This is a genomic window from Chryseobacterium sp. HR92, assembly GCF_045689405.1.
In the GTDB taxonomy this organism is placed as follows: domain Bacteria; phylum Bacteroidota; class Bacteroidia; order Flavobacteriales; family Weeksellaceae; genus Chryseobacterium; species Chryseobacterium viscerum_A.
This window is the reverse complement of record NZ_CP139139.1, coordinates 4,390,156-4,415,310: the sequence shown is the minus strand read 5'-3', so window position 1 is coordinate 4,415,310 and position 25,155 is coordinate 4,390,156. Positions and strand designations below refer to the sequence as shown.

Annotated in this window: 23 protein-coding genes and 1 tRNA gene; 12 read left to right on the top strand and 12 right to left on the bottom strand. The window is 35.7% G+C overall.

Features of this window, described 5'->3' with window-relative positions:
• Positions 1-37: 37 nt before the first annotated feature.
• Positions 38-577, top strand: coding sequence for a hypothetical protein (locus tag SFA27_RS19975; protein WP_047374027.1), 540 nt, complete (start codon positions 38-40; stop codon positions 575-577).
• Between the two features lie 59 nt (positions 578-636).
• The gene (locus SFA27_RS19970) at positions 637-1,149 is read left to right on the top strand and encodes a hypothetical protein (protein ID WP_062672154.1); all 513 of its coding nucleotides are present in this window, start codon (positions 637-639) and stop codon (positions 1,147-1,149) included.
• A gap of 82 nt (positions 1,150-1,231) precedes the next feature.
• Here the strand turns inward: SFA27_RS19970 and SFA27_RS19965 are convergent, their stop codons facing one another.
• The 4 genes from SFA27_RS19965 to SFA27_RS19950 all read right to left on the bottom strand — a co-directional run bounded on the left by SFA27_RS19965 (position 1,232) and on the right by SFA27_RS19950 (position 4,661).
• Complete coding sequence (locus SFA27_RS19965; protein ID WP_407294439.1) at positions 1,232-2,890, bottom strand: S8/S53 family peptidase; 1,659 nt, start codon at positions 2,888-2,890, stop codon at positions 1,232-1,234.
• Positions 2,891-3,143: 253 nt separating this feature from the next.
• Positions 3,144-3,737 carry a hypothetical protein gene (locus tag SFA27_RS19960; RefSeq protein ID WP_047373886.1) on the bottom strand — a complete coding sequence of 198 codons (594 nt, stop codon included), beginning with the start codon at positions 3,735-3,737 and terminating at the stop codon, positions 3,144-3,146.
• 10 nt (positions 3,738-3,747) lie between these two features.
• Positions 3,748-4,197, bottom strand: a complete 450-nt coding sequence (gene dtd / locus SFA27_RS19955) for a D-aminoacyl-tRNA deacylase (protein ID WP_047373884.1) — start codon at positions 4,195-4,197, stop codon at positions 3,748-3,750.
• An 8-nt stretch (positions 4,198-4,205) separates the two neighbouring features.
• Complete coding sequence (locus tag SFA27_RS19950) at positions 4,206-4,661, bottom strand: hypothetical protein (RefSeq protein WP_047373882.1); 456 nt, start codon at positions 4,659-4,661, stop codon at positions 4,206-4,208.
• 109 nt (positions 4,662-4,770) lie between these two features.
• On the opposite strand from SFA27_RS19950, the gene greA reads away from it, so the two are divergent.
• From greA to SFA27_RS19915, 7 genes are all read left to right on the top strand, one after another.
• Positions 4,771-5,241 carry a transcription elongation factor GreA gene (gene greA, locus SFA27_RS19945; RefSeq protein ID WP_047373880.1) on the top strand — a complete coding sequence of 157 codons (471 nt, stop codon included), beginning with the start codon at positions 4,771-4,773 and terminating at the stop codon, positions 5,239-5,241.
• Positions 5,242-5,296: 55 nt separating this feature from the next.
• Positions 5,297-5,686 (top strand): HIT family protein, encoded by a 390-nt coding sequence (locus SFA27_RS19940; RefSeq protein ID WP_002981730.1) that lies wholly within the window; start codon positions 5,297-5,299, stop codon positions 5,684-5,686.
• Positions 5,687-5,754: 68 nt separating this feature from the next.
• Entirely contained in the window at positions 5,755-6,942 is a 1,188-nt protein-coding gene (gene clpX, locus SFA27_RS19935; RefSeq protein ID WP_309436509.1) for an ATP-dependent Clp protease ATP-binding subunit ClpX, read from the top strand.
• Positions 6,943-7,016: 74 nt separating this feature from the next.
• Positions 7,017-8,999, top strand: a complete 1,983-nt coding sequence (locus SFA27_RS19930) for a T9SS type A sorting domain-containing protein (RefSeq protein ID WP_047373875.1) — start codon at positions 7,017-7,019, stop codon at positions 8,997-8,999.
• A gap of 5 nt (positions 9,000-9,004) precedes the next feature.
• Positions 9,005-9,220 (top strand): signal peptidase, encoded by a 216-nt coding sequence (locus tag SFA27_RS19925; RefSeq protein WP_407294435.1) that lies wholly within the window; start codon positions 9,005-9,007, stop codon positions 9,218-9,220.
• Between the two features lie 61 nt (positions 9,221-9,281).
• Positions 9,282-10,574 carry a TlpA family protein disulfide reductase gene (locus SFA27_RS19920; protein WP_407294433.1) on the top strand — a complete coding sequence of 431 codons (1,293 nt, stop codon included), beginning with the start codon at positions 9,282-9,284 and terminating at the stop codon, positions 10,572-10,574.
• A gap of 44 nt (positions 10,575-10,618) precedes the next feature.
• A tRNA-Met gene (locus SFA27_RS19915) sits at positions 10,619-10,692 on the top strand.
• A 399-nt stretch (positions 10,693-11,091) separates the two neighbouring features.
• Here the strand turns inward: SFA27_RS19915 and SFA27_RS19910 are convergent.
• The 8 genes from SFA27_RS19910 to SFA27_RS19875 all read right to left on the bottom strand — a co-directional run bounded on the left by SFA27_RS19910 (position 11,092) and on the right by SFA27_RS19875 (position 21,234).
• Positions 11,092-12,390 carry an HlyD family secretion protein gene (locus SFA27_RS19910; RefSeq protein ID WP_047373870.1) on the bottom strand — a complete coding sequence of 433 codons (1,299 nt, stop codon included), beginning with the start codon at positions 12,388-12,390 and terminating at the stop codon, positions 11,092-11,094.
• Between the two features lie 45 nt (positions 12,391-12,435).
• The gene (locus SFA27_RS19905) at positions 12,436-12,630 is read right to left on the bottom strand and encodes a hypothetical protein (RefSeq protein WP_156118338.1); all 195 of its coding nucleotides are present in this window, start codon (positions 12,628-12,630) and stop codon (positions 12,436-12,438) included.
• Between the two features lie 61 nt (positions 12,631-12,691).
• A complete protein-coding gene (locus tag SFA27_RS19900) occupies positions 12,692-14,887 on the bottom strand; it encodes a peptidase domain-containing ABC transporter (protein WP_047373866.1) in 2,196 nt (731 codons plus the stop codon).
• A gap of 191 nt (positions 14,888-15,078) precedes the next feature.
• A complete protein-coding gene (locus SFA27_RS19895; RefSeq protein WP_407294429.1) occupies positions 15,079-16,593 on the bottom strand; it encodes a thioredoxin domain-containing protein in 1,515 nt (504 codons plus the stop codon).
• Between the two features lie 914 nt (positions 16,594-17,507).
• Positions 17,508-18,464 (bottom strand): DUF3810 domain-containing protein, encoded by a 957-nt coding sequence (locus SFA27_RS19890; protein WP_407294427.1) that lies wholly within the window; start codon positions 18,462-18,464, stop codon positions 17,508-17,510.
• A gap of 94 nt (positions 18,465-18,558) precedes the next feature.
• Entirely contained in the window at positions 18,559-20,004 is a 1,446-nt protein-coding gene (locus tag SFA27_RS19885) for an MFS transporter (protein WP_047373861.1), read from the bottom strand.
• 30 nt (positions 20,005-20,034) lie between these two features.
• Complete coding sequence (locus SFA27_RS19880; protein ID WP_264519532.1) at positions 20,035-20,772, bottom strand: 1-acyl-sn-glycerol-3-phosphate acyltransferase; 738 nt, start codon at positions 20,770-20,772, stop codon at positions 20,035-20,037.
• A gap of 3 nt (positions 20,773-20,775) precedes the next feature.
• Positions 20,776-21,234, bottom strand: coding sequence for a GtrA family protein (locus SFA27_RS19875; protein WP_047373859.1), 459 nt, complete (start codon positions 21,232-21,234; stop codon positions 20,776-20,778).
• A gap of 364 nt (positions 21,235-21,598) precedes the next feature.
• On the opposite strand from SFA27_RS19875, the gene SFA27_RS19870 reads away from it, so the two are divergent.
• The 3 genes from SFA27_RS19870 (at position 21,599) to SFA27_RS19860 (ending at position 25,107) form a co-directional block, all read left to right on the top strand.
• Complete coding sequence (locus SFA27_RS19870) at positions 21,599-21,862, top strand: hypothetical protein (RefSeq protein ID WP_047373857.1); 264 nt, start codon at positions 21,599-21,601, stop codon at positions 21,860-21,862.
• A gap of 85 nt (positions 21,863-21,947) precedes the next feature.
• A complete protein-coding gene (locus tag SFA27_RS19865) occupies positions 21,948-22,799 on the top strand; it encodes an ATPase (protein ID WP_255813817.1) in 852 nt (283 codons plus the stop codon).
• A 16-nt stretch (positions 22,800-22,815) separates the two neighbouring features.
• A complete protein-coding gene (locus SFA27_RS19860; RefSeq protein ID WP_407294423.1) occupies positions 22,816-25,107 on the top strand; it encodes an NADP-dependent malic enzyme in 2,292 nt (763 codons plus the stop codon).
• Positions 25,108-25,155 lie beyond the last annotated feature (48 nt).

The window sequence follows — 25,155 nt, the reverse complement described above, 5'->3', positions numbered from 1 at the left end:
CACCAGAATGGTTGGTACATTCTTAAACTTAATTATTATGAAAAAAAGCTTATTGTTGATTCCATTGATTATTATTTCATGTAAAAAAGAACCTGCCGTGACAGCAGTTCAGGACAAGGATTCTACCATTGTAACAGAAATGCCGGATTCTGTTGTAAAAGCAGATTCTGTAGCATTGAGAAAAAGAGATTCAATTGTTAACAATGCTCCGGCTACCAAAGAAGTTTTGCGTAAAGGCGTAATGAGAAATGAAAAAGAAGGACAGATCATAAGAACAGCCGATGCTACTCAGCTTCCTTTTACTTTGGGAGAAGAATTTAAAAAAGATGATCAGGAACTGATCTTAAAACTGACACATTACGACCGCCCGAATATCAAAGCAAAAATTTCAACCAAAGAGAAAGATTTCAATATCCGTTTCAATCAGATCAAACTTCCTAACGGCGACTACGATGGGCCTTTCGGAAGAGAAATTACTTATGACACTCCGGGAAAAGGTGAAGTATGGCTGATTATCGGGAAAAGTAATATGGCTTCCGGAAATACCAAAGGAAGTTTTACGGTAACTGTGGAATAAGCCCAAATCAATTTGGTACAATTTCTGCAAACTAAATTCTAAGTTTAAAATTTACAATTATGAAAAATATAGTTCTAACAGCAATGGCCGCTTCAGCTGTACTCGTAAGTTGCGGAACCGTACAGTCGCTGGTTCAGAATACATTTCCATACACAACGAATGTTTTGGTGTCTACAGGCGTTCCTGCAGATAAAGAAGTTTCTTCCACTGCAACCGCTACCAATGTACAGACATGGTTCGGAGGAAATAACAATGCAAAAATTAAAGATGTAAGAATCTCAGATGCAAAAATTTCTGTTGCTTCCCCTTCGGGCGGAAATCTGAGTGCATTCAAAACCGTTAAAATATATGTTTCATCCAACGGGACGGGAGAAAGACTGGTAGCATCACGCTCCAATATTTCTACCAACTCTTCCAGCTTAAATCTGGATCTGAATGATACAGGTTTTCTGGATGAAATTGTAAAAAGTTCAGGATTAACGGTGAGAACAGTCTATGAATTGAAGAATCAAACCTCTTCAGACATGAACATTAAAGTTGCCCTGAATTTCAGCAGCGTTCCTGCGAAATAACCGGATAAAAATTGATAATAAAAACCCTCTTTCAGTAGGCTGAAAGAGGGTTTGATGTGAAGTAAAATGTATAAAAATCTTTTTATAGTTTTGTCAATTTCTCAACCACTCTTCTTTGGCCTTCATTGATATTGATGATATACTGGCCTGTCGGCAGTTGGGAAATGTCAATTTTTTCATCAGGTAAAACAGAACTTTTGATCACGGTACGCCCCTGAAGATTGATGATCTCAAAATCCAGTTTTTTGTTTTCTGCACTTTGAATAGCAATAGTACTGCTGGATGGATTAGGATAAATTTTAACCTCCAGCGGAGATAATGTTTTTACAGGGATAGCAAACTTACTTTCCAGTTGCAGTATCGCATTTTTTACATTAGGAAGAGGTCCGATTTTCTGACCGGTTACAGTTCCTCCCTGTGGAATTCCAGTAGAAATCAATAGATTTTTCATCGCAGATGGTGTTAAATTCTGACCAGTAGTCTGACGATAGAAAGACTGAATTAAAATAGCAGCAGAAGATACTACAGGTGTTGCAGAACTTGTACCGCTGAAATAATTATAAGTCCTGTTATTATCATTGTCATATTTGGCATAAGAACCATAACCTGCAGCAAGAACGCTGCTTCCCCAGCCCTGAACATCCACTCTGTTTCCATAAGTACTGAAACTTAACTTTGAATGAGTAGTATTAGGAGATCCTGCTCCTACAATAATGGCACCGCTATTTCCTCTGCCAAGATAAGTTGCATAAAACGGATCATCCAGATTCTGATTCCCGTTACCCGCTGCTGCAATGATGATAATTCCTGAATCAGTAGCAGCTTTGGTAAGATCCCAGATCACCTGATCATATTCTGCAGGACAGTACTGGCCGTCTTTTCCTCCGGTCTGCATTTCATACAGAATAATATCACCTGCCTGAGAAGCGTTTATAGATCTGCTCACAGCAGAAGCTCTGTTATATCCTACAGTAGTCCATTCCATATATCCTTTTATTTCTGAAGTACTGTAGGCCGCTCCTGTAAGCCCGATATTATCTTTTATTGAACCTAAAATACTCACCACAGCAGTTCCGTGGTCGCGGTAGTTATTATTGGCTAATCCTGCATTCGGGGAATATCCGGGTTCCAGCTGTATAGAATTTTGATTAGAAAGCATTTCGTGAGTTTTGTAGAAACCATATTCCACATCCCTTACACGGATATTCTGTCCGGTGATTCCTCTTGACCAGGCATATTTTGCATTGATTCCCGGATTGTCATTCAGATAAGTCTGAATGCTTTCCAGATCAGGTGTTGCTACAAAAGCATTTACCAAGGGAGGTTCAATAGGAGCAGCACTCATCACAGATACATATTCAATTTCAGGAAATCTTTCAAGACTGTGAATGATTTTCTGAGTGGTTTCTTCATTTTGAAGAGGCAAATCAGCTTTATAAATTCTCTTCAGTTTTTCGACAGATTCTGAGGAGTTTCCAATTGCTTTGCTGCTTCTGGCCATTTCATCAAGTTTGTTGTCTGTAAAATCAAGATCATACTTAAATGAAATTTTATTTTCTCTTGAAAATCTTTCCAGATCAGCATTTCTGCTGAATGCCGTTTTTTCTGAATTAATGCCTTTTGAAAAGCATACATAGATAACTGAATTTTGATCATTAGCCATTTTGGTCTGGATGTCCTGACCAAAAGACAGGGAAGAGCAGAACGCAAACAATGCGAAAAAGTTGATTTTTGTTTTCATACAATTTTGTTAAATGGTTGTAAATCAGTTTTGATTTATATCAAAATTAATAATAAAATAAAAACAAATCACATTTTTGTGAATTTATTTTCGTTTTTTTTATTTATCCCTTATGTATAAAGACTTTTAGTGAGGTTTATAATAAATTTCAAAGATTTTAATACCTGTGAGGTTGGGAAAAATGAATTTGTATGATTATAAAAAACCATCCAGGATCACTGAATGGTTTTGTTGAGGTATATAGTTTTAATTTTTAAAGATCATCAAACCAATTTAATTTGTTCTTATGGTAAATCAGTTTCTTTTTGTTCATAATCTGATATTCAATACCAATGCTATCATTATTGACACTCATAAGTTTAGCATCCTGAATAGGCCGCGTTTTTTCATATAATGTTTCGGAAGAAGGCTCAGATACCTTATCAATGATTTCTGAATAGGGAGTTCTTAAAATTTGTTTTTCAAAAATCCCCTCTTTCTTGTAAATCGTGATGAGTGGATTGTACAGTACTCCCGGACGGCCTCTTTCTAATCTGTAAGTATCATCAAGCTGAATTCTCTGCTCACATCCAATGGTGGAGAAATAATGAACAATTCCAAAAAAAGGAATCATCATGGGTAAAATACTAAGAATGATTCCTGATATCAAAAGACCAAAGTATATTTTAATCACTTTTTTCTTCCAAAATCTGATAATAATAAAAATGGTCATCAATAGCCAAAGCCAGTTAATTATTTTATCAATATAATATCCAGCGAAACTATAGTTGTTCAGACTTAATACTATTCCAAACAGAAAAACTAAAGTCACTGCCAGATAAGCAATGACTATATTTTTGTTATTCATCTTCTATACTTTAGCTTTTGGTAACCGAATCCATTACGATTGTGACAGGTCCGTCGTTGATCAGGGAAACCTTCATGTCTGCTCCGAAGATTCCACTTTCTATCTTTAATCCAGATTTAGCAATTTCTTCTTTAAAATAATCAAAAAGAGGTATAGCTTTATCAGGTTTTGCGGCTTTTATGAAAGACGGGCGGTTGCCTTTTTTGTAATCTGCAATCAAAGTAAATTGGCTGATGCAAAGGATTTCTCCTGAAATATCCTTCACAGAAAGATTAAGCTTACCCTCCTCATCTCCAAAGATCCTTAGGTTTAACACTTTCTGTACAAGCCAGTCCGCATCTGTTTTTTCATCATTTTCATCCACACCTACCAGCAGCATTAGTCCTTTTCCGATTTCACCAACAATTTTTCCGTCTACTTTTACACTGGCTTCAGAGACTCTTTGTATAACGATCTTCATTTTATATTCTAATAGTAAACAGTTAAAGTTTTGCTTGGAGCGTCATAATTGTAAGGATAGGTTTTAGGCGGTAGAGACGTTTTAGCTCCTGCCTCCGGCTGTCCCGTACTTAAAATCCATCTTGTGTTGTCCTGTGGGCAAATAATAGCAATATTGTCCTTTACCTCTAGGGTTGTATTATTATCAGGGCATATGTGAGGAGCATTCCTGTCATACACCTTAAATCCACTTGCTGTTCGGACAATAATCAGTCCTCTTGTTCCGGACTGCTGTTCATTCACATAAATCCAGCCGTTAATATTGTTCAAAGCGTAGTAGGCAGGCAGGTTTAGATTGAGGGATACATTAATAGGAGTATTGGGGAAACAGTTCACCGTATCTTCTCTGCTTCCACAAGAGTTTATAGTTAAGTTACTGAAAACCAATATACTGAAAATAGATAAGATTGAAAAAGTTTTTTTCATTTCAATTTAAATTTTTATATATTTGTAAAAATTAAACGATTACAACACGAAAACATTGTCCGGCAAATGTCGGATTATTTTTTTATACTAAAACTAAATTTTGAAAATTATGGCAAGCTATGTAACTAAGGAGGGCCTAGAGAAAATGAAAGCTGAGCTGGAACAGTTGGAAACTGTAGAGAGACCAAAAATCACTCAGCAGATCGCAGAAGCAAGAGATAAAGGAGATTTGTCTGAAAATGCAGAATACGATGCAGCTAAAGAGGCTCAGGGGATGCTTGAAATGAGAATTTCCAAGCTGAAAGACGTTATCTCTACTTCTAAAATTATAGACGAAAGCCAATTAGATACTTCAAAAGTTTCCATCTTAACAACAGTGAAACTTAAAAATAATGCTACCAAGCAAGAGCAGGTATTTACATTGGTACCGGATAACGAAAGTGACCTGAAAACAGGAAGAATTTCTGTAAACACTCCTATCGCAAAAGGTCTGTTGGGGAAAGCTATTGGCGAAACTGCCGAAATTACTTTACCGAACGGAAACAAACTGTCTTTTGAAGTATTAGACATTTCTTTATAGTCTGATACAGTTTTTATTTCTAAACTTCTAATATCTAACCCTAACTTCTGATACAATGAGCACTATATTCACAAAGATCATCAATGGCGAGATTCCCTCTTATAAGATTGCAGAAAATGAAAACTTTATTGCATTCTTAGACGCAATGCCTTTGGTGAAAGGACATACTCTGGTAGTTCCGAAAAAAGAAGTGGATTTGATTTTTGATCTTGAAAGTGAAGAATACAAAAACCTTTGGGGATTTGCCCAAGAGGTGGCCAAGAAGATCAAAACTGCAATTCCATGTGTAAGAGTTGGAGTAGCGGTGGTAGGACTTGAAGTTCCTCATGCACACATCCATCTGATTCCTTTAAACAAGATGGAAGACATGAATTTTAGAAATGAAAGATTAAAATTAACGAACGAAGAATATACGGAGATTCAAAACTCAATTATTAATTCTTAACAACCAGAAAATCGTAAAAAAGTAATTTTTTACGATTTTCTTTAACATATACATATATATTATATCATATGAACTCAAACCAATGTTCTTTCTGTGGCAGAAAAAGAAATGAAGTACAGATGCTGATTTCTGGCCAGAATGGTTTTATTTGTGAAAATTGTATAGAGCAGGCCCATGCTATTGTAAAAGATGGTGCATCCAAAACAGGATATTCACCTGCCGACAGTATGGCTGAACTTAAAAAGCCAAAAGAGATCAAAGAATTTCTTGATCAGTATGTGATAGGTCAGGATCAGGCAAAAAAACAGCTTTCTATTGCTGTATATAATCATTATAAAAGATTACTCCACGCTCAGGACGAAAACAGAGAAGTGGAACTTGAAAAGTCGAACATCATCATGATAGGGGAGACGGGAACAGGTAAAACTCTTCTTGCAAAAACGATCGCGAGAGAACTGAACGTTCCTTTCTGTATCGTAGATGCCACTATTTTAACGGAAGCAGGATATGTAGGAGAGGATGTTGAAAGTATTCTGTCCAGACTTTTGATGGTAGCAGATTATGATGTGGAAAAAGCTGAAAAAGGAATTGTGTTCATTGATGAGATTGATAAGATTGCAAGAAAGTCCGATAACCCAAGTATTACAAGAGATGTTTCCGGAGAAGGAGTACAGCAGGGATTATTGAAACTGCTGGAAGGAAGTATCGTCAATGTTCCGCCGCAGGGAGGTAGAAAACATCCGGATCAGAAATATATCCAGGTCAATACTCAGAATATCTTGTTTATTGCTGGTGGTGCTTTTGACGGAATTAAAGAGATTATTGAAAGAAGAATGAACAAGCAGGCGATAGGCTTCAGTTCTGAGAAAATCAATAAAACAGGTGAAGACGAATATATATTAACAAATATTAATGCAATTGATCTTCGTACTTTCGGATTAATTCCGGAACTTTTAGGAAGATTTCCAATCATCACTTACCTCGATAAACTCACAAAAGAAACCTTGGTAAGAATTATGAAAGAGCCAAAAAATTCAATTGTGAATCAATTTGTGGAACTTTTCAAGATGGATGGTACGGATTTGGTAATAACAGATGGTGCAATTGAAAAAATCGTAGAGGAAACTATTGAAAAAGGATTAGGAGCAAGAGGGTTGAGAGGTACTACCGAAAAAGTTCTAGAAGACTATATGTTTTCAATAGGAGAGGACAAAGAGATCATCTTGACGGAAGATAATGTTTTGATTAATAGATAAAATATTTTTTTTTTAAGAAAAATAATAATACCTTTGCGGGTGAAGATTGTATTAACACACAAATAATTTATACAATGAGAAAAAGTTTATTTGCTATAGGTCTTTTAGCAATTAGTTACTCTGTTCAGGCGCAGATACTATGTCATGTTGACACTAATGCTAATATGTATGTGAGCGAAGGCACCCTAGTTTATAGCGGTGGAGGTGTACAGACAAGAGGTAATGGTCTTTTGGACGTACATGGAAATATCATGGTTGTAGGATCTGCTACAGATAGTTTTAAGACAATTGATGCTGGCGGTGCTGATAAAACTGACGGTGGAAATATCATCTTAAGACTTAACACTCCTGCTTCTTTTGCTACTTCCACGTATGGTCAGCTGTACATTGACGGATTATCCCAATCCAACATTTCTGGTGTTGTCACCAAAGAATACAGAACTACTAGTAACGGTAGCGGGAATTATTTCCAGCAAGTTGCTTTGCCTTTCTCTGGTAAAGCTTTCAATTCATTATCTACTGAAGTTGGCAAAACTTTCAATACCGGAAGGTATGATAATCCAATTCTTAAATGGGATAATGCTAATGCTGTTTCTATTACTACTTTGAATCTAGCTCCTACCTCGACTACTTGGGATCCTTCAGGTTATTATATGCTAAAGGTTAAAAATAATGACTGGAATCCAAGTGCTCCTGCATCAGGAAACGTATTCAATATTAACGGAAAACCATATGCACCGTATGCTGGAACTGTATCATTACAGAATGCAGGAAAATCTAACGTAGGTGCTTCCAATGTTGTATTCGGAACTAATGGTAATGCTCTAAACCAATACAACGAGAAGTACAATACTTATCTTGATGATAGTTTTGAGTTTACTACAAACCCATGGTCTGGAACATTCGGACAAAATTTCTACCAATTCGGAAACCCTTTCCTTACCAATTTAGATTTAGCTAATATTGGATATACTGAAAGTGTTACAGGATCTGATGGAAATGCTGTAAGAAACATCTGGGGTATTGAATATGACCCAGGTACAATTGTTACTCTTCCAAGTGGTTCTACTTATGCTACAGCTGCTAAGGTAGTTACTTTCTTACCTACAGGTGACGGAGTAGCTCCTGCTATTGGTGACGTAGATTTACTTGTAATCAAACCGATGCAGTCATTTAAAATAAAGTTAAGAGACAATACAGCTCAGACTTTAAATTTTAATACCCTGAGAAGATTCAAATCTACTGCAAGAACAGCAGGTACCAATTATGATGTAACAGCAGCTAAAATGGCTAATGGTAAGAATACAACCAATACTGTAAAACAGCTTGGTGTAATCGGTCTTGATGCTAACGGGAAAGAACTTTCCAGAACATACTATGTTGTTTCTCCATCATTAACAACAGGACACCAGATTTCTGCAGCAACTTCAGTGCAGTCTTCAGCGGGTAAAAACATCATCGGTACTTTTGAAGAATCACTGAATGGTGGGTATGATAATAATAATACTAACTATTGGTTATATATTAACGAAGCTAATGAGAGTAACTTCAAGGGTAAAAATGTTAAGTTAGTTAACTATTACCTGGATCAGGTGAAATCTTATAAATTCGAGATCAGAGAAAATGCAGCGCTAATCCCAGCTGGTGCACATCAGTTATCTTCAGGAATTGGGTTCTATTATAAAGCCGAAAACGGAAATTTAATAGAAGCTAAGCAAGGAGATGTTGTAGCGGTAACAAATGAGGAAGCTAATTTGTATTATGGAGAACCAAGTAATATTACTTTGGCTGTAGATAATAGTAATAAAGCTGCTGCATCAAGAACACTTGTAGTGTATGATCCATCTATTACAAATTACATTGTAAGATTTGATCCAAAATGGAAAAAAGCAGATATTCAAGTTTATGATATGAGCGGTAAACTAGTAATCTCTAAAAAAGCGGTTGATGCGTCCAGAGATTTTGTAATCGAGCTTGATGGCTCAGTTAAAAATTCATACGTTGTAAAAATCGTTTCTGATAAGGGAGAAACTGTTAACACTAAAATCTTAAAATAAGCCACATGAAAACTATTAATAAACTAGTATTAGCTCTTTTTCTTTTTGCTATAACTTTAGCAAATGCTGCACCACCACAACCAGCTCCAACAGGAAGCGGAAATGGAGGAAACGGTACCGGAGCACCTGCACCCATTGATATGTACGTATATGTACTTGGTATTGTAGCAATTGGATTTATTGTTTACTTTACAAGAAAGTACAAGAGCATAAAAGCATAAAATTTTATTAAAATAATATTAAACTCTCTGATTAGTCAGAGAGTTTTTTTATTTTTACTCTATGAAAAAGATTTATACGCTATCTGCGGTTTTGGCCGCATTTGCTCTGCAGGCTCAGTTTACAGTTACTATTCAAACTTCCGCAGACTTTAAAGATCAGGATGCTATTCTATATACATTAAACGGTTCAAAAGATATTATTGTTACTAAAGAACAAAGCAAGAATAATACATGGACTTTTAAATACCCAAGCAGCTATATGGGAATGATGAAAGTCTATTTCCCGGGCTCTAATAACACCTTAAGCTTTATTTCTGAAAATAAAAATGTCAACTTTAAACTGGATACCCAGAATAATAAAGTTAAAGATGTTATCTATTTGGATGAAGCGAATAGCCTGATGAGTAAACAGCAGGAAGGTTCCCAAAAGAAAGAGCTTATTTTGCCGGCTTTAGCACAGATCAAAGAATATTATAAGGACAACACAGACTTTGGAAAAGCTCTTAAAGCTGAGATTGACAGACTTTCCGGTGCTTCTAGTTCTATTGATGCTGCTCAGCATCCGTTTATTGCCTATTATAATACGAACCATAGTAAATTTCTTTCCACCTCACAGGACCCAGCAAAAAAAATTGATCAGGAGGAAATAATCAACTTTCTGGACAAATCCAATGATATGCTTGAGACTTCATCATTGTTGAAACCAGTATTAGTATCTTATCTGAACACAGGAGGAAATACTAATGTTACTGCTTCTGTTGATAAACTGTTAGACAGGTTAAAAGTGGAAACTCCAAGAGGACAGACTGTTTTATCAGAACTTATCGATATTTTTGATATATATGAAATGGAGGAGTACAAGAGCAAATATTTGTCACTTGCTAAGAATCTTAAGTGTACCATCAATGACAGACTTGCTTCTACATTGAAATCAAATGCCAACACTGAAATAGGGGCTGCTTTCCCTAATTATAAGTTCCAGTCACCTGTAAATACTACTGCGAAGTCATTATACGATGTAAAGGCTGATAAAAAGATTGTTGTATTTTGGTCATCCACATGCTCACACTGTGAAAGTGAACTTCCGAAACTTTTGGAAAAATATAATGATCTGAAATCAAAAAATATTCAGGTGGTAGGGTTTTCTTTAGATGTTGATAAAAATTCTTATACTAAAAAGATTGCTGCATTTCCATGGGTGAATGACTCAGAATTGAGAGGTTGGAACAGCAGTTATACAGATTTGTACAATATTCATGCAACTCCGACGTATTTTATTTTAGATGCTAACAATAAGATTATCAACAAACCAGATCATGTTGGAGATGTTTTGGAATATTTTAAGTTAAAATAATTTTGGAGGTAAAGAAATATTTTCTATATTTGCACCACCAAAACGGCGAGGTAGCTCAGTTGGTTAGAGCGCAGGATTCATAACCCTGAGGTCACGGGTTCAATTCCCGTCTTCGCTACAAAAAACCGCAATCATTAAATCAATGATTGCGGTTTTTACTTTTAGAATAACTGCAAATTTACCTTTTTCATTTCTTCCCGATTTTTTCATTTCTAAAAATTATCGTCATTCAATAGAGAATTAAGGGAACTTCCTTAACTTTTGAGCTTAACCTGCTTTTTATCGAATACTTTTAAGATAGAAAGTGATTGTTTTCTTTGTATTCGCTTTCTTACAGGCTTTTTTTGATCGATCTATGTATATATTATCATTGGGTCTCTTTTGGTAGGATTAAGGGCTGGAATCAATGAATTGTGCTGATTGGATACATCAAGTGTGATTCAATCTAAAATACCATTATAACAAAAGCCGTTCTACAATCTGTAAAACGGCTTTTATTTTTTATCTAAATTCTTTATCAGACCTGATATCCGAGCAGCTTTCTGATTTGATAGAAGAATCTTTCAATCAATCTAAGATCTTGTGTTACGATCTCTGCACTGCCTCTAAGTTCCTTATCAAATGTAAGCGTTTTGTTGTAGCTTGTTTTTAATCCTTTTGGTAAAATCACATCTACATAATAATTTCCTTTTTCATCAGGAATAAGAGATATATTCTGTACTTTTCCTTCAATGATACCATATTCCTGGAATCGGTAGTTGTCTAGTTTAATCAGTACTTTTTCACCCGGAATGATCTTTCCTGAGTTGGTGGTAGGAACAGACATTCTGCCTACCAGCTGTTCTTTATTTTTAGGAAGAATAGAAAGGATAGGTTCACCAACTTTTACAAACTGGTTTTCACCAAAAAACTGCTGGAAACTGGCAACACCATCTGTAGATGATATAACTAGATAATTCAGTTCCCATTGTTTTAATGATTTTCTCAATTGCTCAAGAAGCTGTAAAGTTTGTGAAGAGTATGTAATTCTATCTTTTTCTGTGTTAATGGCAGTTCCGCTTTTCGTTTTATTAAGATTGGAGATGCCTTCATCCATTTGTGATATGGAGATTTTAAGATTTTCAAGATTTTGCTGGGCCTGAAGATATTTGATCTTTTCATTTTCCAGTTCCATAGCCGAAATAACTCCTTGATTGAAAAGTTCCTGAGACCTGTTGAAGTTTTTCTTAGTCAGATCATATTTTATTGATTCCAGGCTTTTCTGTTGTTTTAAGGTCGCAATTCTTATGCGGTATTCAGAAATACTCTGATTGGCTGCCAGGTCTTCCGGAGCATAAGGTTGTAATCTTGTAAAAAGGGCTTCATCCTGAAATGCTTTTGCAAAACTGTTGTATTCGCCCTGTAATTCTCCCAATTTGAACCTTGAAGCCTGGGCAAGAGGGAAGTTATATAAATTACCAGGAGTAATGGAGTCTATCAGCTTTTTAAGCTCTAAAATATCCTTATAATTGGCTGCAGACTGCATTACCATCAGAACATCATTCTTTTTAACTTCCTGATGGTCTTTTATGAATATTTTTTCAATTTTGGAACTTGTCCTTGCTTCGATCTTCTCTGGAGGATTCTGTGAAGTTACAATAATAGGTGCCGGTACAAATTCCGGATATTTTATAATGTAACTCATTAAGAGAATCAACAGGAGAATAATAAATATAACGGTATTTCCCCAGCGTATCATCCAATGAGGAGGCTGGGTAAGAATATCCTGTACGCTTTCTGAGCGAAGTTCAATATTGTCTAAAACGTCTTCTTTCATTTTTCTAAGATAAAATTTCCCCCAATATTTCAGGGGGAATATAATTTAACCAAATGGGCAATTCCCGTCGTACCACGATGGTGGTGAAGTATCAGCATCCGGTGGACATGCAATATGATGGATACGGCATGGCATCCAGCTGCCAAGACACCAAGAACCACAACAATTGTTGTCCGGAATAACTACACCTCCGCTGACAAATGCCAGATCTTTTCTCGAAAGTTTTTTTAGATTTTTCATGATGAAAATTAGTTTTTGTTTTTCCTACTCTGTAAGCTTTTCGGATTTCGCTATATATTTGCTAGCTTCCTAATTCAAGCTGGTTTCTTACAAGTCTGTAATATTCCCCTCTTAAATCTACAAGATCTGCATGACTGCCTTCTTCTACAACTTTCCCCTGATCCAGTACAATGATTTTATCTGCATGTCTTACCGTGGAAAGTCTGTGGGCAATAACCACTGCTGTCTTACCTTTGAAAAATTGCTCAAGGTTTTCCATGATGACTTTCTCATTATTGGCATCCAATGCTGATGTTGCTTCATCAAATAAAATATACTCAGGAGATTTATAAACTGCTCTTGCAATGAAGAGCCTCTGTTTCTGACCACCGCTGACTCCAACACCCTCATTTCCGATTTTCGTATTATAACTTAGCGGAAGACTTTCAATAAATTCTTTGATGTTGGCTATTTCTACAGCACGTCTCAGTTTTTGTTTGTCAATATGATCTTCACCTACAGCAATGTTATTGGCAATAGTATCGTTGAATACATAGCCTTCCTGCATTACCACTCCGCAATGATCCCTCCAGTATCTTGGAGAAATATTCTTCATATTGGTACTTCCGATTCTGATTTCACCCTGATCTGGGTCATAAAACTTCATTAACAGTTTCAACAGCGTAGTTTTTCCACTTCCGCTGGCTCCCACAATAGCTGTAGTCTGCTGATAAGGAATCGTAAGACTTAAATTTTCAAAAACCGGAACATCAGAACCAATATAACGGAATGACATATCTTTGATCTCGATGTCTTTCTTTGGGATATCTGTAGCATACTGCTCATTTTTATCCTCCTCATCATCTTTATCATGAATTTCTCCTAATCTTTCAAGGGAAATCTTAGCATCCTGAGTCTGCTTGATAAAGTCGATAAGCTGAAGAAGAGGGCTGTTCAGCTGCCCAATAATGTATTGCACAGAAAGCATCATCCCTAAAGTAAGATTTCCACTTAAAACCAGTTTTGCAGAAAGGAAACTTACCAGTATATCTTTCATCTGGTTGATAAAATTTCCTCCCACAGACTGCCATTGTTCTAATGAAAGTGATTTTATTCTGATTTTAAACAGTTTTACCTGAAGAAATTCCCAGTCCCATCGTTTCTGTTTTTCAGCATTATGCATTTTAATCTCCTGCATACCGTTGATGAGCTCGATCACTTTACTTTGTTCCTGAGAGACTTGAGAAAACCTTTTGTAATCAAGTTCCTTTCTTTTCTTCAGGAAGAAACTGATCCAGCCGATATACAATACAGCTCCAACAAGGTAAACAATGAATAATCTGTAATCATAAAACAGCAGAACAATACTGAAAATGATAAGGTTTACCAGTGAGAACAAGGTATTTAACGATGAACTTGTAAGCAGCTGCTCGATTCTGTGGTGGTCATTTATTCTCTGCATGATATCTCCGGTCATTCTTGTATCAAAGAAACTTATCGGAAGCCTCATGAGCTTGATAAAGAAATCGGAGATGATGGAAATATTAATTCTTGCCGAGAGATGAAGAAGAATCCAGCTTCGTATGGTTTCAATTCCCATTCTTCCAAGAAATAGCATAATCTGCGCAAGTAAAACCACATAGATAAAATTAATATCTTGGTTCTGGATTCCGACGTCTACAATACTCTGAGTAAGAAACGGGAATATCAGGGATAATAAACTTCCTCCCAGAAGCCCTATGGCTAGTTGGATTACAAGTGTTTTATATTTAAGGAGGTATTTGGAAAGAAAAGTAAAGCTTGCTTTACTTTCTTCAGCATCAAATTCAGTCTGGAAGAATGCCGGGGTTGTTTCAAGAATCAGAACAATTCCTTCTTCGGTATTTTCGTTTGCATTTTCTCCGATCCAGGATTTGATAAATTCTTCTCTCGTATACGTAATGAGCCCATAGCTGGGATCCGAAATATATACTTTATTGTTTTTGTCAATTTTATATACTACAACAAAATGGTTTTTATTCCAGTGTGCTACACAAGGAAAGGGAACCTCTTCTGTGAGGGTATTGAAATCGATCTGGACTCCCATTGATCGGAATCCGAGGTTTTCTGCTGCATCGCTTAGCCCAAGAAGGCTGCTTCCTTCACGTGTTGTTTCGGAAAGGTTACGAATCTGCTGCAGAGATATACTTTTACCATAATACTTACTTACGATCCTGAGACATGTAGGACCGCAGTCTTTGGTATCTGGTTGCTTATAAAAAGGAAACTTTTTTTTCAAAACTACTACTCATTATAAAATGCCGTCAGCGGATGACGACATTTACTTTAATTCAATTATATTTCAATGAAATGGTAAACCGGAATAAGTCCCATTTGTCACTGTTTTTCTGCTCTTTTACACCTTATCAGATGTTATTTTTTTTGTTTTTCCTAAGATAGTGAAATTTTCAAATGAATGATATTTATTTACTAAATCTCATCATCTTCTATTAATTCATCAATAAAGAACGAAATATCTTCACGATCATACTTGTCAGGGAATTGGTATCCGTTAATGATAAAGATCGGGGTGAAGTTTAATCCTGCGTTACTGTTTTCAATAGACATCTCTACCAGTGGATTCAGGTTTTCCGATGTTACATTTCCTCCGGAAAGAACATTGATTTTGCTTTCATCCTTAGTTTCAAACCATTCTTCTACAGCGTGTAAGAACTCTTTTTCAGGTTTGTTGTGATAGATATAAGTTAAGTCTGAAATAAGCTGTGTATAATTTTCTGGAGCTCTTTCGGGACTGTAATTGAATCTCATCTGCAAAGAGATATTGTCAGGATATTTTTCCAAAAGGCCTTCTGCCAGTTTATGAGCGTCTTTACAGAAACCACAATATGGATTGGATACGATAGCAATACGAAGTTTAGCATCTCTTTTTCCAACAACAAAAGTTTCAGTATCCTGGAATTCAATTTTTGGATTCTGTTCCATCTGGTTTTTGAACAGTTCATAATTTCTCTTGAATCTAAGGTTTTTCGCATTAGATTTTTGAAGATCTTCTTTCTGTTCAAGAAGTGTATTGAAATAAATAACAGCAGAGAATACAAGAGCCCATAAAATGACAATCAATAAAAGTGTTCCGATACTGAAAGACAGGTTCTCAAAAAATAAACTGCTTACTACTATTTGTGCTGCAAGAATTGAAATAATCAAAAGACATACTCTGCAAAACGTTTTTTCTACAAATGCCTGAATGTACAGAGAATATCCTATTGCAAGTACAGAAACAAAGGTAAATCCTTTTACAATATAAGCTGTAGCCGGTAAAAATAATCCCAGAACGGCAAGTCCTGCAAAATAGATCAGGGAAAAGTCTGCAAATTTTAAACCTAAAATACTGGTCTTATCCTGCTTTATAATTTTATCACATGAGTTGGCTGTCTGGCTGGCAGCAGCACCTCCGCTTCCACATATACTTCCGATAACGGTAGATGTATTCCCGAATTTCTGATTGAAGATTTCAAGTGAAATATATACTCCAGCCAAAGAAAGAAGATTGAATAAGGCCTCATAAATGGTTTGGCTTATAAATGAATAGGCGAGAACTGCTGCAAAAATTAAATAAAGAACCGGCTTGAAATTGAAGGTCAGTTTATTGTCTGCATTTTCCGTCTTTTCAAACAACAGTACAAAATCAGTTGATTTGGTATAAAGTTCTTCTTTACCGAAGGTTTTTGCTTTTTCTGAGTATACTGAATAATTGCTTCCTGATTTTTTTACGAGAGAAAATGAATTTTCAACAATGGCAATAAATTCTTCCGGAAGTTCGTCCCAATATTCTTTGTCAAGTTCATAAGCGTCATTTTTCACCCCCATAAAGTTAAGTGTGTCACTGAAAGCTAGTGCAGATGGATAATTGGGATGTGAGTTGAACTGGAAAATGAATTCCTGTTTATCGAGTTTTAGATGGTTAATTAGTCTGTCAAAAATCATGTTAATATTTTTATCTAAAATACACAGATGTTTTAAATATACAAAAAATTTTTTCTTTTATTAGTGAGATATAAACGGCTGTTGGTAGATTTGATTTGACTTTCAATATTTTATTTCACAAATTGGGTTCTAAATTCAATCCTGAAATATGATATTCTAATCGAATCTTATGGTTTTAGAGTGGATTGATTGATGGTATTATTTGATAATATAATAGTTTGGGTTTTGAATGCGGGATTTTCAAATGAATTGCTTTTAAGAGAGATAAGGTCTGGTTTCCGAAGGCAGGTATTTTAAAGGGTTTATGATAGTTTATATTAAATTTCACCAGCAGGAATCAATGGAGTCTTGATTTGTAACAAGGTATATTGTGTTTTTATCTGGGGCAAAGATGAAACGACAAAGAATGTCTTGAAACCGATTGAAATAAAATGGTATAATGATAGTAATCTGGAAATCCCTGTTTTGAAAAAAGGAACAAATTAGAATAGTAAAGACGATTATTTTTTTGATCAAAAATCTTGAAATTTTTGGAGTGTAAATATTAGAAATATATATACAATACAGTGGATAACTCCATTTTTTAAAACACTGAAAACAAGAAGAAAACTGAATGTTTTTTATTTAAACAAATGTTTGATTTTGTAAATATTTAACAGGTTATATGCAGTTAAATGGCGTTTTTTGTATTAAATAGTACTTTTGATTATGATCAGTAAGGTTGTGGTGTGAACTCAAAAAAACTTAAAAAATCATAAAGTTTTCATAAAGTTTTAAAAAAGGAAGCAAATGTTTTTGTATTTATAAAATATGTCGTACTTTTACATCGCCTTGAATGAGGGAACAAGTCAAGGTAATAAATTTTTTTTCATCATTTGTGTTTTTAGAATCGTATCGCCTGATACGATTCTTTTTTATTTTTCATAGTTTAAGAGAAGATCTATAAAGTAAGAATAGGTGACAGAACCTTCCTGTTGGTTGCTTTTCAGAAAGAGATTGTTGGTGTATCCAAAAAAATCATCCAGCCAGCCCTGATGGCTGAGTACAAAATTCTTTTCATGCATACGGTCTCTTTTCATAGCAGGAGAATATTGATGAAGAATATTCTTGACGAATTCCGGGTCTTCTTCCACAATGAACCTTAAAAGGCTTTTTAAAGTGAAAAACTCAGTACTGTATCTCAACTCAAGATTACTGGAATGAATGCCTATTAAATATCCCACAAAATTAGCCTCCTGTTCTCTGGCAAAACCCAGCTGATGGGAACTTTCATGGGCTGTGGTGAAGGGTATGAAAGTGTGAGGTAATTCAGAGTTATACTGAGCTTCTGCTGTAAAAGGATTGTAGTATCCCAAAATCCCGGTAAAGCTCATTACATTCTTGAACAAACTAGGTTTAATGTCCAATATCTGAGGTGCATGTTTATCCGAAATATAAGAAGGTAATTTTGCCTGTTGATGCAGAATTTCCTGTTGTATAGAATTAAGGTTCGTAATGATGAATACTCCTTTGCTGTCTTCCTGGACAGACTGTCTTGTTATCTTGCATTTTTCAAGATAAGAAAAGGCCAGTTTCTTGGCTTTTTCCACATTCGGTTCTTTCTGGCTTGAAAGCTTCCTGATGATAGGAGTCTGGAAATACAACATTCCCCAAAAGATCTGATAGATAAAGTAAAAAACATTGAGGATGATCATAATTCTGAGCATAGAATTATGTCTTCGTTGTTTCCTGAATAGACTGATACAATAATACAAAAGGAAAGCACCTAACACGATATAAATAAGGTCTCCCATAGAAATTGGGATCCAGCTAAACAATGCCTGATGTGCCTCTTTTTGAAGTTCAAAAAAGCTTTCAAAAAACGAGATCATCACTCCGGATTTTGAGCAAACATAAAACAAAAGAAATTGGGCAAGTAATACACCTGCCCAAAACCTTTTCTTTTTATATATTGTTTTCGTTATATTAATGACCATTACCTTTAGATACTTTGTCAAGATCAATGCCCTGGGCTTTTAAAATCCCACTCACACGGATCGCATAGAATGCAAGATAAGCAAAACAAATAACCCCTACGATATAACTGAAATGAATATTCGTAATATCAGCAATATACCCCTGTATAAAGCTTACGATACCTCCACCCATAATCATCATAATAAGATATCCGGAACCCTGATTGGTGTGCTTTCCAAGTCCGTTAATGGCAAGAGCAAAAATACATGGCCATAGAGTAGAGCAGAAAAGACCTACACTTGTAAATGCATACACAGATACCATTCCTGTAGTGAACATTCCAATTAGTAAAGCTGTAATACCTGCCAAAGAGAAAATCAAAAGCATTCTCGCCGGATTTCCTTTACTTAATATATCACAGATAATCATAGCAATAATAATGAATCCATATACATAGAACGGAGAGAGGTCATGCTTCGCAATAGCGTTTACAAATAAAAATACACCAAATGCAAGATAAGGAGCTAAGAACCTTAAGATCTTTTTAAATCCGGCATTCACATCAAATGCTTCTACAGCACCTGTCCAACGGCCGATCATCAATGAGGCCCAGTATAAAGAGATGTAAGGGGCTACATCTTTGGTTTCAAATCCTAAGTTTTTTTCCATATAAGCCGGAAGATTACTGGCGGTGGAAACTTCTACACCTACATACACGAAGATCGCGATCATTCCCATCACCAATTGAGGATACTGGAATGCTGATTTTCTATGCTCTCCCGGAGTTGAATCATCCGTATTTTCAGTATTCGTTGGAGTTACAGCAGGAAGAGAAGAAAATTTAAGCATTAAAGCTACAAGAGCAAAAGCAGCTCCTAATATCAGATAAGGTATTTTTACACTTTCTATACTTGCTTCCGTGTTACCTGCGCTTGCAGAACCAAAAATGGCAAATGCAACAATAAGCGGTCCTATTGTAGTTCCTAAGTTATTGATTCCTCCAGCCATTGTTAACCTCTGAGATCCTGTTTCTGTTGGACCTACCTCAATAGCAAGCGGATTGGCAACAATCTGCTGAAGAGAGAAGCCTAAACCTACAATAAATAATCCGGAGATCATTAAAGGGAAAGAATGCATATTGGCCGCCGGGTAAAACAACAGGGTTCCCATTGCAGAAATAAGAAGCCCCACAATAAGGCCGTTTTTGTACCCGATTTTATTGATCAAATCCTGTTTCAGGCTCTTTGATACAATCATATAAATTAAAGAACCTACAGTATACGCTACATAAAAGCATATCTGTACCAGCATACTTTCAGTTTGAGATAGATTGAAGGCTTTTTGAAAAACGGGGATCAGAATATCATTACTGGCTGCTACAAATCCCCAAAAGAAGAATACAGTAACCAATGGAATGAATTGGGCCCAATTGGTTTGTTTAGAATAATTTGACATATTTATTATAGATTTCACAAACAAATATAACTATTTCCTTTCAACGGAATACCTGATTAAGGTTTTTTTTATTTCTTCATAAGCCTCTGCCTTTAAGTCTTTTGGCGAATCGGTAGGCTCAATGATTCCATTGAAATACACCTTTACTCTTCCAGGATAGCCTTTTGAGTTTTCAAAAGGGAACATTTCCTTGAGTCCGATAAAGGTATAAACAGCAATAGGAGAGTTATGTTTTGAGGACAGCATAAATGCTCCGTCCTTAAAGTCATCCAGGATTATAGAAGTGTCGTCCGGTACGCCGCCTTCAGGAAAAATAGCAATACTGTTGCCTTCTTCCATCTTTTCAGCACATCTCCGGTATACATCTGCACGGCTTCTTGCACTTGCTCTGTCTACCATTACACATATCCTTTTATATATAGTTCCGAAAATAGGAATCTTTACCAGTTCTTTCTTCCCTACAAAACATATCGGATGGTCTGGAAATACAATGCAGGTAAGCATAATATCCATGATGGAGGTATGATTAGAGATAAAAACATAAGGAATACTTTTGTCTTTTTCCTGTTCCGAAAGTTTAATGAGGTCATATCTGAAACCCATTCCGTAAAACATTCCGAAACACCATAGCCTGACAAGTTTATAACCGTACTTATAATGTTTTTTGTTAAAGGATAAAATATAGACAGGGATCCCAATAATAACTGTCAGAAAAAATGCCAACAGCAGCAGCCAGAATCTCCAGAGATAATTTAAAATTTTTGTCACAGCTTAACCGTTAAAAATTACTTTCTTTTTTACTGAATAATTCAGAATGGAAACCAGCAATATTGCTGCAATTTTGCTGATCATTTCCGGGCTCAAGGTATAAAAAAATAAATTGATATTATCCTTAAATATGAAGCTGTAGAAGATCTGGAAAAAACCTAGGCTGAGTAACGTTGAAAAAAAGGAGACCACCATAAAATAAACAAACTCTTTTTTCTTTGAGTGTTTTCCTCTTTCAAACACAAACCAGATACTCAGGAAATAATTGGTAATAATCCCACAGCTCGTAGAAAAAATGTTGCTTAAAGGATAATGTATACCATGGAAGTTGATTTCCTTTGCAAAGAAATGTGGAAGATAGGTACTGAAAATCTTAAAGCTGCCTATTTCTACAATGGCACTCAGTCCTCCTGCAATAATGAAGAACAGAACCTGTTTCTGGCGTAAGAGTATTTCTTTCATGTAATGAATATAAAAACTAAATATATAATACATATTGTATAAAGTCTGAAATGATTTATATCTCAGAATATAAAGACTTTACTGTATTCCGACTGTTAATAACCGTTTTTAGAATGCCAATAATGTCAAAGCTTCACAATATGAGTATGCAAATTTATAACTATATGTTAAACACTGAAAAAAGTTGTTAAAATATTTTTTTTAATTAAAATTATTTCTAATTTTAATATTCAGAATGATGTAATAATGACCTGATAATAAATTCATTTTCAACTTCTTGTGTTGATGGTTTTTTCTATCTTGTAGTGCGCGATTAAGAGCATATACCCCTACATTTTATGACCCAATTATTAATAATATTTGTATGAAAAGTCAAAACAAATACAGAAAATTCCAGCTTCAACAGAAAAATATTGAGGCTCTTGAGAAAGAAAATTCCCGCTTCAAAAGAGTGTATTCAGAATATGAAAATATGTCAGATGAATTGTGGAATCTTGAAAACTCCAAAGGAGAACCAGTGCCTGATGATTTCATCAATGCAATGGTATTACAGACTTCCTATTTAGAAGATGAAATAGAAGATTGGCTATTACAGTTCAACGAAAAAAAGACACAGATTAAACATTAATGATTTTAGACAGCTTCCAGGTTGTTTATAAACGCTAATTGAAGATAAATTCATAATTTAGCACCCTTAAATTAAAATCTAAAATATGGTTGCTATTGTAGATAGTGGTTCTACTAAATCGGATTGGGTAATACTTGATGACTTTAAGAAAGTTTTTCTGAAAACAGAAACAATCGGTTTCAATCCGAATTTTATCAACAGAGAACTTATCGCTCCTGAGATACAGAAAAATAGCAATCTGGTGTCGGTTAAAAATTCAATTACCAAGGTCTTTTTTTATGGTTCCGGATGTGGTGTGAAAAAAAACTGCGAAACTATAGAAGAGGAACTCACAAAAGTTTTTGGAAAAGCAGAAATTATTGTAAAGGAAGATCTGATGGCGGCAGCATATGCAGCATACAGTGGAAAACCTGCTATCGTGTGCATTCTTGGCACAGGATCAAATTCTTGTTTTTTTGATGGTGAAAATCTGAAGATAGAATTACCTTCACTGGGGTTCCTGATTGGGGATGAAGGAAGCGGCAGTGCTATCGGAAAGCAATTGGTACGCAGATATTTCATGAAAAAACTACCTTCAGACCTTCATACCGAATTTGAAGCCAACTATCAGCTTACCGTAGAAGATGCATTGAAAAATATGTATCATACTCCAAGACCGAATGCATATTTGGCAAACTTTACCAAATTTGTGATCGAAAGAAAAGATCATCCTTATTTCAGAGATATGGTATTTGAAGAAATGAAAAGTTTCTTTGAATATCAGGTTCTTCCTTATGAGGAAGCAAAAGATGCCGAGATCAATTTCATTGGCTCTATTGCTTATTATTATGAAAATATACTACGTTCTGTAGCTACAGAACTTAATTTAAATGTGGGACATGTTGTGCAGAAACCAATTGAAAGCTTAGTAGATTACCACATTAAATATATACTTTAACAAAAAACAAAATTTTATGTCAAGTAACAACAATCGTGACGAAAAGAACTTTAGCCAGGCCGCGCTAGATTATCATAAAGCAGAACCCAAAGGAAAAATTGAAGTGATCCCGTCAAAGCCGCACTCTTCTCAAAGAGACTTGTCGCTGGCTTATTCTCCGGGAGTAGCGGTTCCTTGTATGGAAATCCATGATAAACCTGAAACTGTTTATGATTATACAGGAAAAGGAAACCTGGTAGCAGTAATTTCTAACGGTACTGCCGTGCTTGGACTGGGAGATATCGGTGCTGAAGCTTCAAAACCGGTCATGGAAGGGAAAGGACTTTTGTTCAAGATCTTTGCAGATATCAACGTATTTGATATTGAGATCGACGAGAAAGATCCTGATAAATTTATTGAAATCGTAAAAGGAATTGCTCCTACTTTCGGAGGGATCAACCTTGAAGATATTAAAGCTCCTGAAGCTTTCTATATAGAACAAAGACTGAAAGAGGAATTGAATATCCCTTTGATGCATGACGACCAGCACGGAACTGCAATTATCTCAGCAGCAGCATTGATCAACTCTCTGCAGATTGCCAATAAAGATATTGACAAAGTGAAAATGGTAGTCAATGGAGCAGGTGCAGCAGCTATTGCATGTACTAAGCTTTATATCTCATTAGGATTGAAAAAAGAAAACGTCCTGATGTGTGACAGTAAGGGGGTTATCAATCATAAAAGAGAAAACCTTACTCCAGAAAAATTAGATTTCATCGCTCAAACAGATATTGAAACGTTAGAAGATGCTGTAAAAGGATCTGATGTTTTTGTTGGATTGTCTAAAGGAAATGTAATGACTCCGGAAATGCTGTTGAGCATGAACGAAAATCCTATCGTATTCGCTCTGGCTAACCCTGATCCGGAAATTGCTTATGATCTTGCCATTGAAACTCGTAAAGATGTAATTATGGCAACAGGAAGAAGTGATTATCCTAACCAGGTAAACAACGTACTAGGATTCCCTTATATCTTCCGTGGAGCATTGGATGTACAGTCTACAGGAATTAATGAAGAAATGAAACTGGCTGCCGTACACGCGATTGCTGATTTAGCAAAAGAACCGGTGCCGGAAGCTGTAATTTTAGCATACAACGTTCAGAACCTACAGTTCGGAAGAGATTACTTCATTCCGAAACCGTTTGATAACAGGCTGATCACAAAAGTATCAAGTGCTGTAGCGAAAGCAGCTATTGAAAGTGGTGTTGCCAGAAAAACCATTACGGATTTTGAGGAGTATGAGCACCAGCTTTTAGACAGAATGGGAAGAGATGAGAGATTGGTAAGAATGATGCAGAGCCGTGCTAAATCCAATCCGAAAAGAATTACCCTTGGAAATGCTGAAGAATATAATGTATTGAAAGCAGCCCAAATTCTTTATGAAGAAGGAATTGCTTATCCAAGTCTTTTAGGAGATAAAAAATACATCAAGGAGCAGATGGAGCGTTACGGAATTACCCTGGATGTTCCAATCATTGATCCAAGTGATGATGATCAGAAAGAAAACAGAAAAAAATACAGAGAAACTCTTTGGAAGCTTCGTCAGAGAAAAGGAATGAATGAGTACAAAGCGAAGAGATATGTACGTCAGAGAGATTACTTCGGACCTTTAATGCTGAAACATGGTGATACCGACGGGCTTATCGTAGGATTCTCTAAAAACTATACTTCAGTTTTACGTCCTGTTTTAGAAGTTATTGAAAAAGATAAAGGAGTAGACAAGGTAGCGGCAATGATGATGATTCTTTCTGAAAAGAAACCTATTTTCTTCGCAGATACTTCCATCAACCAGAATCCTACCTCAGAAGATCTTGTGAATATTGCTAAAATGGCAGAATTTACAGTAAAATCTTTTGCAATAGAACCAAGAATTGCCATGCTTGGATTTGAAAACTTTGCTGCTATTTCTGAAACTTCCAAAAAAGTGGCAAAAGCAGTGAGTATCCTTCATGAGAAATACCCTAAAATGATTGTAGATGGTGAAATTCAGCCGGATTTTGCAATGAATGCGGATCATCTTAGCGATTATCCATTCTCAAAATTAGGAACAACACCAGCGAATACATTCATCTTCCCGAACCTGGAAAGTGCTAATCTTTCTTATAAAATTATAAGAGGAATGAAAGTAGCTCAGGTTATCGGACCTATCTTAATGGGACTAAAGCAGCCGGTACACGTTCTTCAGATGCGTTCAAGCGTAGATGAGATCGTTAACCTTGCTACAATTGCTGTTCTTGATGCTCAAAGAAGAGAAAAGAAATCAAGCTAAATCAGATTTCTCATTAAAAAAACGACACTTTAAACCGTGTTGAGATAA